The sequence below is a fragment of the Pseudomonas sp. P97.38 genome, from assembly GCF_001269745.1.
GTDB classification, from domain to species: Bacteria; Pseudomonadota; Gammaproteobacteria; order Pseudomonadales; family Pseudomonadaceae; genus Aquipseudomonas; species Aquipseudomonas chlororaphis_E.
Window position 1 is genome coordinate 468,563 of the sequence record NZ_LHVJ01000024.1, and the last position, 13,564, is coordinate 482,126.

Consider the following 13,564-nt stretch of genomic DNA (forward strand, 5'->3'; position numbering starts at 1 on the left):
CACGCACATTAAGCGAATGCTTGAGCCACTTGGGTAATTCATGGATTCCGGTTCAGGCACCCGCTCGCCTATATAAAAATTCGAGCCACCTGCCGGACAAATATCATTGATGAGGACGTTCCAATGCAGCCAACCAAAGAACAACTATCTCTGAAAAAACACGAACTTGGCCAACACCCGGTTTTTTCCGAAATAACATCAATTGATCTGCTGCGCCGGTTTATGGAAAGCCACGTATTTGCCGTGTGGGACTTCATGTCCCTGACCAAGCGCCTGCAACGGGAACTGACCTGCGTGCATCTGCCCTGGCTGCCGCCGGCCGACCCACATTCGGCTCGCCTGATCAACGAAATCGTTTTGGGCGAAGAGTCGGATGATCGTCCTGGAGCGGGCTATTGCAGCCATTTCGAACTGTACCTGGACGCCATGCGCGAGGTGGGCGCGGACACCCGGGCGATCGAGCGATTCATCACCCTGCAACAGGAAGGCGTCAGCCCCGAAACCGCGCTGGAAAGCGTCGAAGTGGAACCGGCGGCGGCACGGTTCGTTCGCCAGACCCTGCACACCGCCCTGCATGCCCCGGCCCACAGCGTGGCCGCCGCGTTCGTGCATGGCCGCGAGAGCGTCATCCCGCAGATGTTCCAACGCATGCTGGACGCCTGGGGCATCGGCCTGGACCAGGCACCCACCTTTCGCTACTACCTGCAACGCCACATCGAAGTCGACTCCGAAGACCACGGCCCGGCCGCGGAGAAGCTGCTGGCGCGCTTGATCGACGGCGACCCGCAGCGCGAAACCGAAGTGCTGGCCGCCGCACTCGCCGCCGTGCACAGCCGCGCGGCCCTGTGGGACGGCCTGCGCGAAAGCATGAGCCAACCGGCCGCGCAGGTGACCCTATGAACGCCCTCGCCTACCAATCGTTCGCCGACGCCTGGGAAAGCCGCGCCACGATCCGCACGCGGCCACGCCGGCGGGTCGAGGACGACGACAAGCTGATCTTCCCCATGAGCCGCCAACCGCTGGTGCACAGCCAGACCTTTCTCAGCCACTGTGCGCCCCTGCGCGATTTCGTGCTGGTGCAGAGCCTGTACAAGTTCATCAACGACGTGGTGATTTTCGAGACGGAGCTTGTGGACCACACCGCCCGGCGCATCGCCAAGAATCGCTTCGGCATCGAGTTCCCGTTCCCGTGCCGCTACGACGCGATGACTGTGGTGGTGGACGAGGATTATCACGCGCTGGTGGCGATGGACTTCATGCAACAGACCATCGACATGACCGGCATCGCGCCGATCCCGTTGCCGGGGCAGATCGAGCTGAGCCGGGCGATACCGGCGACCCTGGCCCGGGCGCCGGAACATTTGCTCAGCGCCGTGGAGTTGATCTGCATCGCCATTGCCGAGAACACGGTGACCAACGAAGTCGCGGCCTTCGCCCGGGACGATTCGGTGAAGGCTTCGATCAAGGGGCTGATGGCCGACCATTTGCTCGATGAGGGCCGGCATTCGGGGTTCTGGACCCGGCTGGTGCAGATGTACTGGCGCACCGCACCCGAGGAAGACCGCGAAGCGATCGCACAGTTGATGCCCGGCTTCATCGCCGAGTACCTGGCGAGCGACCTGCAGCAGGCGTTCGATTTCGAGCTGATCGCCCACCTGCCCGTCGACGAATCGGTACGCCAGGCACTGCGCGAGGACGCCAGTGCACTGGCCTACCCCATCAATCGCTTCCATCCGCTGGTGGGCAATATCACGCGGTTCTTTCGCGGCAGCTCGATGCTCGCGTCCCCCTGCGTGCGCGATGCCCTCGCCGATTACCTGACCCCATGAGGACCTTTCCATGAGACGCCTCGACATTGCAGTGCCTGGCAGCAGCCAGGCCATGGCCGAACTGGCCAAGGAACTGGAACTGCACGGCCACGGTGTGGTGGATCTGCACGCATCGGCCGCCCCTGCCGCGCTCGACCTGTTGATCGACGACGGTACGCAGCGGTGCGCCGTTCAAGCCCGTATGCGTCTTGAGGTGCGCGTGGCGCTGCGCACGCTGCCCGGCGAACCCTTGCCGCAACCGACCGTGATTGTTCGCGACAGCGACCAGCAGGTGTTATGCCAGGAGACGATCGCCCCGCAACGCTGCGGCAATGGCCAGTCGCTGCGGCTGCGCACGCAGGCGGTGGTGGTCGAGCAGATGGCACACCTGGTCAGCCAGTTCTCGCGGGATGAAAGCTGCTTCGAGCATTGGCCCACGGTGCAGGACAGCGCAGTTGCCGAGCCGCTGCACGGGCTCGATGCGTTGGAGCCGCTGGCTTTCGAGCACCCTTTCAATCGGCCGCCGGTGCCCTGGCTGCTGGCCGCCGCCGACGTGCCGGTGATGCACGACATCGAACAGCGCATGCTCGACGACGGGACGCAACCGGCCCTGTGGGTCGATGGGCAATGCATCGACTACAAGGCCTTGCGCGGCCTGACGCTGAGGCTGCAGCAGGCGCTGCTGGAGCGGTTGGAACATGCAGACCCAGGGCAATCCAGCCCTGTGGGAGCAAAGCTTGCCCGCGATACAGACACAGCGGTACCCAACCAGACCAAGTCATCGTTTATCGCGGGCAAGCCTTGCTCTCACCAGCCTAGCTCGCAAAAGGTGATTGCGGTATGTCTGCCCAAATCCGCACACCTGTATGCAGCGATTCTGGCGGTGCTGGGTTGCGGCGCGGTGTACTTGCCACTGGACCCGCAACACCCGGCACAACGTCGGCGCTTCATCCTGGAGAACGCCCAGGCAGACCTGCTGTTGCATGCCGGCGACAGTGACCTGGGCGAGCTCGCGCTGCCGACGCTGGATGTGCTGCGCTTGCCGGCACTCAAGCCTGGCTTGCCGGCCTCGCTGATCCGCCGCGTGGTGGACGGCGACGAGCCGGCCGTCGCGATCTACACCTCCGGCACCACCGGCCAGCCCAAGGGGGTCTTGCTCAGCCATCGCAATCTCAGCCATTTCTGTGCCTGGTACGGCGATTACGTCGGGTTGCAGCGCGACAGTCGGGCGTTGCAGTTTTCCACCATCAACTTTGACGCATCGCTGCTGGATATCCTGCCAACGTTCATCCGCGGCGCCCTGCTGGTGGTGCCCAGCGAAGACCAACGCCGCGATCCGCAGCAGTTGGTCATGCTGATGCACGCCCGGCAGGTCACCCATGCCTTCCTGCCGCCGGCGCTGTTGAGCGTGATGCCCCTCGACGAACCCCTGGGCCTGTCGCACCTGATCACCGGCGGCGACGTCTGTGAGCCCTTCGTGATCGAGCGTCTCGCGCCACAGTGTGCGTTCCACAACATCTATGGCCCGACCGAAACCACGGTGCTGGTGACCACCCGGCCATTCGCGGTCGGCGACAGCAACCGCAACCTGGGCGTGCCCATCGCCAACGCTCGGGTGCTGATCCTGGACGAGCAGCTGCAACCGGTACCCCAGGACACGCCCGGCGAGCTGTACATCGCCGGGCCGGGGGTCGGCCTGGGTTATCTCAACGATCCGACGCTGACCGCGGCCCGTTACCTCGACCTGGCGCTGCCCGGCGGGCAAACGGTGCGGGTCTATCGCACCGGTGATATCGCTCAGTGGACCGCCGACGGCATCGAGCTCTGCGGCCGCCGGGACAACCAGGTGAAGATTCGCGGCTTCAGGGTCGAGCCAGAGGAAATCGAACACTGCCTGCGCGAGCGCCAGTTGTTTCGCCAGGTGGCAGTGGGCGTGGATGAGCGGCGACGGATCCTGGCCTTCCTGGTTCATCCCGAGGAGGACCGCCCCGGCGCCGCGCTCCAGGCCCTGCGCGAACATGTGCAGGACTCGCTGCCCAGCTACATGCACCCGGCGGCCTACGTTGAACTGCCGAGCCTGCCTTACACCAGCAACGGCAAGGTGGATCGCCGCGCCTTGCTCGCGATGTCGGTGCAGGTCCAGGTCGGCGGCCAGCGACGACAACCTCAGACCCCGCTGCAAACGCAGTTGCGCCAACTGTGGGCCGAGTTGCTGGAGGTGGCGGCCGAGGACATCGCGACGGATGAGAGTTTCTTCAACCTGGGCGGGCATTCGATCCTGCTGTCGCAACTGTTGCTGAGCATTCGCCAGACGTTCGGGCGCAGCCTGTCGATCAACCGGTTCATCGAGGCACCCACCTTGCTGACCTTGGCAAAATTGCTCGACAGCCCCGAGCAACACGAGACGTCGGCGCTCAGTCCCCAGGCGTTCATCGACGCCGAAGCCGAGCTCAACCTCGACCCGCTGCCCATCAGCCAGTGCGGTGACGTGCACAAAGTCGTGGTGAGCGGCGCCAACAGTTTTCTCGGGGTGCACATCGTCGAAGCATTGCTGGCCTGGGGCGCCACCGAAGTCGCCTGCCTGGTGCGCGCGTCTGCCGGGCAAAGTGCGGCGCAACGTTTTTCCCAGGCCTTGCAGGACAACCGCCTGACGCACCTGGACCTGAGCCGTGTCAGCGTCTACGCCGCCGACATCACCCAACCGCAACTGGGCTTGGCGGACGACGTCTACGCCCGCATCGACCGCACGTTCGGCGCGCTGGTGCACAACGCCGCCCACGTCAATCATGTACTCGACTACGAGTCGTTGGCGCGGGACAACGTGGAGCCGATTTTCGAATGCCTGCGCCTGTGCGAGGGGCGCAGTAAGAAAATCTTCAACTTCGTTTCCACGCTGTCGGCGTCCAGCGCCCTGGATGCCAACGGCCAGGTGCTGGAACAACCCGCCGCGCCCACGCCGCCGATCTACATCAAGAACGGCTACAACCTGTCCAAGTGGGTCGGCGAACGGATCCTGCAGCGGGCCCGGGATCGTGGGGTCTGGGTCAACCTGTTTCGCCCCGGCAACATCAGCTTCAACAGCCTGACCGGGGTCTGCCAGCCCCACAAGAACCGCCTGATGCTGATGCTCAAGGGTTCGATCCAGCTCGGCCAGGTGCCCGACCTGTCGCTCAATTTCGACCTGATGCCGGTGGACTTCCTGGCCCGCTTCATCGCTTTCCACGCCAGCCGTTACCAGCCGGCGCAAGCGGTGTTCAACCTGCACAACCCCGAGCCGTTGAGCTGGGATGCCTACGTGGCGTCGTTCCGCGACAGCGGCCGGGAGTTTTCCCTGGTGAGCGTCACCGACTGGCAACGGCAACTGGGCCGGGTCGATGCCGACAACGCGCTGTTCGGCGTACTGGGGTTCTACCTCAACGGGTTCGAGGAAGACATCGGCGATATCTCGCTGATCCGCCACGACAACGCCCGCACCGGTGTGCGGCAGATGGGCGCGCGCTACCCGGAAAAATCCCCGGCCCTGCTACGGCGCGGCGCCGAGTACCTCAAGGCCATCGATTTCATTTGAACCACCCCACTCACGCAAGGAGCAAGACCATGACTGCATTACAACCCGACACCCTGATCAAGAACCCTCACGCCTGCCAGGTCGAAACCTCGGTGGACGTAGCGGCCCCTGCCGCTCAAGTGTGGGACGTGGTAGGTGATTTTGGCGGCTTCAACCGTTTCATCCCGGCGCTGGCGCGCATCGAAATGACGGGCGAGGGCGAGAGATCGCTGCGCAAGAAGTTCTTCGCCGATGGGCAGAACCTGGTGGTGGAGCAGCTCAACAGCCGCGACGACCAGGCCATGCACATGACCTGGACGCTGATCTACAACACCCTGGGCATCGACAACCTGTGGGCGGCGATGCGCGTCGAACCTCTGGCGGACAACCGCTGCCGCGCCACCTGGACCATCATCGCCGACCACACCGACGCCCACACCCCGTCGGGCTTCAGGGACTTCCTGCAAGGCTTCGCCGACGAGGCGATGGGGAACGTACAGGCGATGTTCAAATAACCCCAGGCCACCATCTCCTGTGGGAGCGAGCTTGCTCGCGATGGCAATGGATCAGTGGTGGTGATGCTGGCTGGACTGACGCTATCGCGAGCAAGCTCGCTCCCACAACTGGTTCCGGGGTAGATCCGAGATCCGGGTCCACCCCCAATCCCCTGCGGGAGCGAGCCAGCTCCGAGCGGCGATCCGACGATGCGGTGGATCAGATCTTGAAGCTGTCCACCAGCTGTTTCAGGCGATTGGCCTGTTGAGACAGGGCGTCGCAGTCCCTCAGGGTTTCATTGAGGTTGGCCACGCTTTGCTGGTTCAGCAGGTTGATGTGGCTGACGTCCATGTTGAGGGTTTCCACCACGGCGGTCTGTTCCTCAGTCGCGGCGGCGACCGATTGATTCATGCCGTCGATCTCGCCGATGCGCTGCGTCACGCTGACCAGCCGCAGGCCGGCCTGGTTGGCAACTTCGACGCTTTCTTCACTGGAGGCCTGGCTGGCGTTCATGGTGGTCACCGCTTCGCGGGAGCCCACTTGCAGCGAGGTGATCATCTTGTGGATCTCTTCCGCCGACTCCTGGGTGCGGTGCGCCAGGTTGCGCACCTCGTCGGCCACCACCGCAAAACCACGCCCGGCTTCACCGGCACGGGCCGCTTCGATGGCCGCGTTCAGGGCCAGCAGGTTGGTTTGCTGGGAAATGCCCTTGATCACGTCCAGGATGTGGCCGATGTTGTCGGTGCTGGCGTTCAGGGTTTCGATCTGGGTGCACGACAGGCTGATCTTCTGCGACAGCTCGGTCATGGCCTGGATGGTTTTTTCCACCACCTGGCGACCATCGTCGGCCTGTTCGCTGGCACCACTGGCCTGCTGCGAGGCGTCGGCGGCATTGCGGGCGATTTCCTGGGTGGCGGCGCCCAACTGGTTGATGGCCGCCGCCACGCTGTTGGTGCGAGCACTCTGCTCATCCGAATCCACGAGTGAAGCGTTGGACGAGCTCATCACTCGCTGCGACAGGTCGTGCACCTGGCGGGTAGCGGAAGACACTTCGCTAATCGAGGCATGGATACGCTCGACGAACTGGTTGAACGAGCCCCCCAGTACCGCGAACTCATCCTTGCCCTGCACGACCAGCCGGCGAGTCAGGTCGCCTTCACCCTGGGCGATGTCCTGCATGGCGCGGCCCATGGTGGTCAATGGACGCATCAGCACCTGGATCAGCAGGCTCAGCAACAAGGCGATGGCCGCCACCGCGACAAACATCGCGATCAATGCGGAGGTACGGAACTGGCTCAGCGGCGCGTAGGCCTTGGCCTTGTCGATCGACAGGCCAATGTACCACTCGGCGCCCGGCAGGCCGGTGACTGGGGTGAACGAGAGAATCCGGTCCTGCCCGTTCAGCTCGACTTCCTGGATGCCCTTGCCGATGCGCACCGGGGTGCCTGGGTAGATGTCCTTGAGGTTCTTCATCACCTGGTCCTTGTCCGGGCTGACGATCACTTGACCGTCGCCGCTGACCAGGAACGCATGGCCGATACCGCCGAAATCCACCGAATTGATGATCTTCACCAGGGTATCGAGGCTCAGGTCGCCGCCCACCACGCCCAGCAGTTCACCGTTTTTCTTCACCGGCAGGGCAATGGTCACCACCAGGCCACCAACCGCGGCCGAGTACGGCGGGGTCAGCATGGTTTTATCGCTGGTCACCGCCTGCTTGTACCAAGGGCGCTGGCGCGGGTCATAGCCGTCAGGCATTTTGGCGTCGGGCCGCTGGGTGAAGACCCCGTTGGCCTGGCCCACATAAGTGAACTGGAAATTGGAAGTCAGCGCCGGTTGGTCAACCAGCCCCGCCAGGTCGGCGGCAGCCCCCTGATGCGCGATGTTCTGCCCCAGGTTCTCCAGCACCAGCACGCGCCCGCTCATCCAGTTCTGGACGCTGCTGGCCGTGAGATCGCCGGATTGCTCGATGGAGGACTCGAGGCTGCGGCCGATGGTGTTGCGCTGCAGATAGTCGTTGTAGAACGTGAACAGGGCAAACGCCAGCACCACCACACCGGAGGCGGCTAGAAGGATTTTGTGGCTGAACTTCAGATTCATCGACGAGGCTTCTTATGCAGGGAGTGGGGGTGCATTCCGGTTGCAACAATCCATGTAACAGCGCGGGCAGGACAGGTGGTCCGCTCCACTTTGGTGCACACATATCAGGCTGTCGGCCAACGCCTGAAAAAAATGAGCGCTTAACAGAAATGGGCGACGGAAGGCCATGGCGGGGCGAACGGTGGTTGCAAATTCATCGGACCATGATGACAATGCGACCTATTATCATTTGTGATACCAGGCCCGTCGCGTTCATGTCGTCTCCCGAGTTTGCAGTTCAGGCGCTCTACAGCAATCATCACGGCTGGCTCAACACCTGGTTGCGCACCCGGTTGGGCAATGCCGCCGATGCGGCGGACCTGGCCCAGGACACGTTCGTGCGCCTACTGCAACGCAGCGAACGCCTGGAGCTCAAGGCCCCGCGGGCGTTTCTGCGCACCATCGCCCATGGCCTGGTAATCGATCATTGGCGCCGGGAAGAAATCGAGCGCGCCTACCTTGAAACCATTGCCCACCTGCCGCCCGCCGAAACCCCGGGGGCCGAAGCCCAGGCCTTGATTCTGGAACTGCTGGAAGCCATCGCACGGATGCTCGAAGGTCTCAAGCCAAAAGTGCGCAAAGCCTTTTTGCTGGCCCAGTGCGAGGGCCTGACCTACAAACAGATCGCCGAACAGATGGGGATCTCGTTGCGATCGGTGGAACGTCATGTCGCCGATGCGCTGTACCACTGCTATGTGTTGCGCTATGAAAGCTGAACCCCTGGACACCCCCCGCCCCAGTGATCCGTCGCAACAAGTCGTCAGGCAAGCGATCAACTGGTTGCTGCGCCTGCGCAACCACGCCCCCGATCCTGTCCTGAGCCGACAATGCGACGCCTGGCGCGCTACCGACCCGGCGCACGAACGGGCCTGGCAACGGGTGCAATCGCTGCACAGCGAACTGACCACGAACCTGCGGGCAGTGCCCGGCGTCCACACGGCCCTCGATACCCTGGAAAACAGCGCCCAGCGCCTCGCTCGCCGCCAGGCCCTGAAGCTGCTGTCGGGCCTCGTGCTGGTGGGTGGTGTCGCCTGGCTGGGCAAAACGTCGCCATGGCAACCCTGGAGCGCCGACTTCGCCACCGCCACGGGCGAACGCCGCGGCTTCCAACTGCCGGACGGCTCCCGCCTCGAACTCAATACCCACAGCGCCGCCAACCTGGATTTCAACGCCGACCATCGCTGGGTGACCCTGGTGCGCGGGGAAATCATGCTCACCTGCAACCGCGACACCGCGCGGCCCTTGCGGGTACAAAGCCGACACGGCCTGTTCGAGACCGTCGAGGGGCGCTTCGTCGTGCGCCAGGACAGCGACTGCACGCGCTTGAGCGTCACCCGCGGCACGGTGGCGATCCGTTCCCACTCCAGCGGCAGTGGTGCGCCCCTCCAGGTGACTGCCGGGCAAAGCTATGTGCTCACCCCGTCGACCACAAAGCTGGCGGCCTCGCTGGACATGGACACCAGTGCCTGGGCGGACGGCTTGATCGTCACGCGCGACATGCGCCTGGAGGACTTTCTCAGTGAGGTGGGCCGCTACCGCCCGGGCTTGCTGAAGTGCGCGGCGTCCATCGCCGACCTGCGCCTGTCAGGGGTGTTTCGCCTGGAGGACACCGACACATTGCTGGCGGTCCTGCCCCGTACGCTGCCGGTGCAGATACGCTACCGAACCCGGTGGTGGGTCACGGTGGAACGGCTGGCTTGATTTTTTTTGGCGGGTTTCGAGCCGGTGTCCGGCTAGGACAGTAAGCAACGCTTATCTGCCTTCAGCGACTCCAATGGAACCCACAATGACTGAGCGCTTACTTCACCGCAATTCCTTAGGCCTGCGCGCGCAACCGGGCCTGTTGTGCCAGGCGGTCCACGCCGCGCTGTTCTGCACCGTGCTGGGCGTCGGCGCCCTGCCGCTGCTGGCGGTCGCCGCCGACCATGGCGTGACGGCCAGCCATCAGCGCTACAACATCGCGGCTGGCCCGCTGAGCGAGGTCTTGAATCAATTCGCCCGCCAGGCCGGCATCACCCTGGCCAGCACACCGGCCCACACCAGCGGTGTCCAATCGCCCGGACTCAAGGGCGACTATTCGCCCGACCAGGCCCTGAGCCACCTGCTCAGCGGAACGGGCCTGGTTGCGGTCAGCCAGGACGGCAGCAGCTACGTGCTGCAAGCCGCGCCCGCCGACAACGCCCTGGAACTGCCCACCACGGACATCAAGGGTTTCGCGCTGGGCAACGCCTTGGGCAGCATGGAAGGCTACAACGCCACCCACAGCCAGGTTGCCACCAAAACCAGCGCCGCCCTGCGGGAAACCTCGCAAAGCGTGTCCGTGGTTACCCGCGAACAAATGGACGACCAGGGCGCGCAAACCGTGTCCCAGGCCATGCGTTATAGCCCCGGCGTACTGACCAACCCCTACGGTGCGACTCATCGCTACGACTACGTGGCCATGCGCGGTTTCAACGACGGCTCGGTAGACAACATCTACCTCGACGGCCTCAAATCCATGGGCGACAGCGGGACCTACAGTTCCATACAGATCGACCCGTATTTCCTGGAGCGGGTCGATATCCTCAAGGGACCGTCCTCGGTGCTCTATGGCCGCAGCTCCCCCGGTGGCCTGGTGGCCCTCACCAGCAAGAAACCCTTGTACGAAGCCTATCGCCAGGTCCAGGCCACGGTCGGCACCCAGGGCCAGCGCGGCATGGGCTTTGACTTCACCGGACCGGTGGATGACGACAAACGCATCACTTATCGCCTGGTCGGCCTGGCGGACACCTCCGACACCCAGTTCGATCACAACCAGGAAAAGCGCTTCGCCCTCGCCCCCACGGTGAACATCGACTTCAGCGAAGACACCTCGCTGACACTCCAGGCCTACCTGCAGCATGACCCGGAGGGCGGCTACCACGGCGGCATGCCGGCCGACGGCACGTTGCACTCGCGCAACGGCCGGCGGATTTCCGAACACTTTTTCGAGGGCGAGCCGGGCATCGATGGGTATGAACGGGACCAGCAGTCGTTCGGCTACCAGTTCGAACATCGCTTCAACGACGTCTTCACGGCGCGGCAGAACTTCCGATACCTGGATTCGGAGGTCAAGAACGACCAGGTCTACGCCTACGGCTGGACCACCCCCACCAGCAACGAGCTGAACCGCTACTACAGCGGCGCCGAGGAAAAACTCCACGCCTTCATCGTCGATAACATGCTGCAAGCCGAGTTCTTTACCGGCGCGACGAAACACACCGTGCTGATGGGTGCCGACTATCAGCGCCGCAAGACCGTGGTCGACTGGACCAGCGGCAGCCTGGCCCCGATCAACGCCTTCGATCCGAGCTACGGCAACGCCGCCATCACCTATTTCAGTCCCACCAGCTACCTGCGGCGCCTGGAGCAGACCGGCGTCTACCTGCAAGACCTGATCGAAATGGACCAGTGGCGCTTTTCCCTGGGCCTGCGCCAGGACTGGGTCGAAACCTCCGATGAAAACCGCATCGCCGAATCCGGTCGCCCGCAAGGCACCGAGATCAACGACAAGCGAACCAAGCTCACCGGTCGCGCCGGCGCGCTGTACCTGTTCGACAACGGCCTGGCCCCGTACATCAGCTATTCGGAGTCGTTCAACCCCAACTCCTACGCCGACAGCGCCGGCAACCCACTGCCACCCACTGACGGCAAGCAATGGGAGCTGGGCTTGAAATACCAACCGCCGGGCACCGATGACCTGTACACGGCCTCGCTGTTTCGCATCGACCAGGAGAACCTGGCGACCAAGCTGCCCCAGGAAAACTTCTACCGCGCCGTCGGGGCCGTGCGCTCCCAGGGCCTGGAGCTTGAAGCGCACCTGCAACTGACCGAGCAGCTCAAGGTGCTGGGCAGCTACACCTTTACCGATATCGAATACTCGAAGTCGATGATCAGCACCCTCAGCAGCGCCACCGACATCATCGAAAACAAAGGCAACTCACCGACCCAAGCGCCGCGGCACATGGCCTCGCTCTGGGCCGACTACCGGTTCGACAGCGGCGCGCTCGACGGTCTGCGCCTGGGCGGTGGCGTGCGCTATGTCGGCTACAGCTGGGCCGACGCGGAGAACACCACGAAGGTGCCGTCCTATACGCTGTTCGATGCCTCGGTGGGGTATGACCTGGGCAAGGTCGGGCTCAAAGGGGTCGATGTGCGCCTGAATGCGAACAACCTGACGAACGAAAACTACGTCGCCTCCTGCGCCAGCCTGAGCTATTGCTACCTGGGTGAGGAGCGCAATGTGGCGGCGACGGTGAGTTATCGGTTCTAGCCATACCCCTTCCTGTGGCGAGGGAGCTTGCTCCCGCCGGACGCGCAGCGGCCCTGTTTTTTTTTGGGGGCTGCTGCGCAGCCCAGCGGGAGCAAGCTCCCTCGCCACGGGTTACCCCACCGCTTTGGGGACGGGTTGGCCTCAGGCCCGGACCGTATCCGCACCTTCCCTGGCTACGCTGTGCTGACGCACAAACCGGTTCGCCCGGCCAAAGGTGCCGAAATCATTGAACCGCACACCCATCTCGCGCATCACCTTGTGGGCCACTGGCACCGTCAGTTGGCGAATGTAGAACGGCTCTTTCACCACGAAATGATGGATCCCGTGGCTGCTGCCAAAATTGAAGCAGAACGCCTGCAAAGGCCAAAGCCACCAGGGATTGAGCACCTGGGTCTGCTGGATCACGTTGCCTGGCTCGACGTCGCCGTAGTAATGCATGTTCGAACTGATGAAGTGCAGGCAGAAGGTGCGCAGCACATTGGGGCCGATGATCACCACTGCCGCGATGTCGATCACCCGCATCACCGCCAGCGTGTCCGCCGACCAGTCGATCGAGGCGCCGAGCAGGCCCGCAACGGCATTGGCCCCGTGAAAACCGAGGAACACGTACCAGGCGCCCCAATGCAGCAGCGCCAACGGAAAATAGACCTTCAGCGTGCGCTTGAGGATGCCGCGCTTGTGGGCCCAGCTCTTGGCCCGCAACAGCCGGATGAAGGCCGACATCACGTTGTCGCCGACCATCAGCAACCGCGCCAAGCCCCAGGGCTCGCCGTTGGTGATCGCGCGCTCCTCGAGGTCGGCCTCGCTGCCGGACACCTTGTGATGGTTCAGGTGCAGGTGGCGACGGATCCACGGGTTGATGGTGCTCGGACGCGCCAGCCACACCAGGCCCATCATCAGGTTGTGAGGCAGGCGTTGCTTGCGAAAGTACATGCTGTGGATCAGGTCATGCTCCAGCTCGTGGGTCAGCGAAGCGAAGAACGCATTGAGCAGCAGGCACGCCCATCCGGCCAGCGCCCCGTTGAGATAGAGCAGCGCCGAACCGATCATCCCCGCCAGGGCGAACGCCAGGATGCCCGCGCCGATCGCATCCTGGTGCCGCAGGATCGGGTAGCGCTGGCGCAAGTGCTCGCCATGGGCCAACACCACCTGGCGAATATGGGCGGATCGTTCTTGTGCATTCAATCGCTCGGGACTTGCGCAACGGCCTTGCATGGCTTACATCCTCTAGTTATCGATGTGCTCATCCTGCCGGGCGTTGTCCCATGGGGTGGTAGCCGTATA

9 protein-coding genes are annotated in these 13,564 nt (G+C 63.6%); 7 read left to right on the forward strand and 2 right to left on the reverse strand.

Features of this window, described 5'->3' with window-relative positions:
- Nucleotides 1-123 precede the first annotated feature (123 nt).
- The 4 genes from AD664_RS19955 to AD664_RS19970 are packed head-to-tail and all read left to right on the forward strand — an operon-like array spanning nucleotide 124 to nucleotide 5,870.
- Entirely contained in the window at nucleotides 124-900 is a 777-nt protein-coding gene (locus AD664_RS19955) for a DUF3050 domain-containing protein (protein ID WP_042730636.1), read from the forward strand.
- Entirely contained in the window at nucleotides 897-1,829 is a 933-nt protein-coding gene (locus AD664_RS19960) for a diiron oxygenase (RefSeq protein ID WP_053148966.1), read from the forward strand. Before AD664_RS19955 ends, AD664_RS19960 begins: the two co-directional genes overlap by 4 nt.
- Nucleotides 1,830-1,839: 10 nt before the next feature.
- Complete coding sequence (locus AD664_RS19965) at nucleotides 1,840-5,376, forward strand: non-ribosomal peptide synthetase (RefSeq protein ID WP_053148970.1); 3,537 nt, start codon at nucleotides 1,840-1,842, stop codon at nucleotides 5,374-5,376.
- 29 nt (nucleotides 5,377-5,405) lie between these two features.
- The gene (locus tag AD664_RS19970; protein WP_053148973.1) at nucleotides 5,406-5,870 is read left to right on the forward strand and encodes an SRPBCC family protein; all 465 of its coding nucleotides are present in this window, start codon (nucleotides 5,406-5,408) and stop codon (nucleotides 5,868-5,870) included.
- A 199-nt stretch (nucleotides 5,871-6,069) separates the two neighbouring features.
- On the opposite strand, the gene AD664_RS19975 is transcribed toward AD664_RS19970, so the two are convergent.
- Nucleotides 6,070-7,950 carry a methyl-accepting chemotaxis protein gene (locus AD664_RS19975; RefSeq protein WP_053148974.1) on the reverse strand — a complete coding sequence of 627 codons (1,881 nt, stop codon included), beginning with the start codon at nucleotides 7,948-7,950 and terminating at the stop codon, nucleotides 6,070-6,072.
- A gap of 254 nt (nucleotides 7,951-8,204) precedes the next feature.
- On the opposite strand from AD664_RS19975, the gene AD664_RS19980 reads away from it, so the two are divergent.
- The 3 genes from AD664_RS19980 (at nucleotide 8,205) to AD664_RS19990 (ending at nucleotide 12,280) form a co-directional block, all read left to right on the forward strand.
- A complete protein-coding gene (locus AD664_RS19980) occupies nucleotides 8,205-8,705 on the forward strand; it encodes a sigma-70 family RNA polymerase sigma factor (protein ID WP_053148977.1) in 501 nt (166 codons plus the stop codon).
- Nucleotides 8,695-9,690 (forward strand): FecR domain-containing protein, encoded by a 996-nt coding sequence (locus AD664_RS19985; protein WP_053148979.1) that lies wholly within the window; start codon nucleotides 8,695-8,697, stop codon nucleotides 9,688-9,690. The genes AD664_RS19980 and AD664_RS19985 overlap by 11 nt, the downstream gene beginning before the upstream one ends.
- 85 nt (nucleotides 9,691-9,775) lie before the next feature.
- The gene (locus AD664_RS19990; RefSeq protein ID WP_053148980.1) at nucleotides 9,776-12,280 is read left to right on the forward strand and encodes a TonB-dependent siderophore receptor; all 2,505 of its coding nucleotides are present in this window, start codon (nucleotides 9,776-9,778) and stop codon (nucleotides 12,278-12,280) included.
- 141 nt (nucleotides 12,281-12,421) lie between these two features.
- On the opposite strand, the gene AD664_RS19995 is transcribed toward AD664_RS19990, so the two are convergent.
- The gene (locus AD664_RS19995; protein ID WP_053148981.1) at nucleotides 12,422-13,495 is read right to left on the reverse strand and encodes a fatty acid desaturase; all 1,074 of its coding nucleotides are present in this window, start codon (nucleotides 13,493-13,495) and stop codon (nucleotides 12,422-12,424) included.
- Nucleotides 13,496-13,564: the final 69 nt, after the last annotated feature.

Bases quoted from the DNA above. Each gene is read 5' to 3' on its own strand.
- AD664_RS19955 (WP_042730636.1), top strand. From the start codon at position 124: ATGCAGCCAACCAAAGAACAACTATCTCTGAAAAAACACGAACTTGGC.
- AD664_RS19960 (WP_053148966.1), top strand. From the start codon at position 897: ATGAACGCCCTCGCCTACCAATCGTTCGCCGACGCCTGGGAAAGCCGC.
- AD664_RS19965 (WP_053148970.1), top strand. From the start codon at position 1,840: ATGAGACGCCTCGACATTGCAGTGCCTGGCAGCAGCCAGGCCATGGCC.
- AD664_RS19970 (WP_053148973.1), top strand. From the start codon at position 5,406: ATGACTGCATTACAACCCGACACCCTGATCAAGAACCCTCACGCCTGC.
- AD664_RS19975 (WP_053148974.1), bottom strand. From the start codon at position 7,950: ATGAATCTGAAGTTCAGCCACAAAATCCTTCTAGCCGCCTCCGGTGTG.
- AD664_RS19980 (WP_053148977.1), top strand. From the start codon at position 8,205: ATGTCGTCTCCCGAGTTTGCAGTTCAGGCGCTCTACAGCAATCATCAC.
- AD664_RS19985 (WP_053148979.1), top strand. From the start codon at position 8,695: ATGAAAGCTGAACCCCTGGACACCCCCCGCCCCAGTGATCCGTCGCAA.
- AD664_RS19990 (WP_053148980.1), top strand. From the start codon at position 9,776: ATGACTGAGCGCTTACTTCACCGCAATTCCTTAGGCCTGCGCGCGCAA.
- AD664_RS19995 (WP_053148981.1), bottom strand. From the start codon at position 13,495: ATGCAAGGCCGTTGCGCAAGTCCCGAGCGATTGAATGCACAAGAACGA.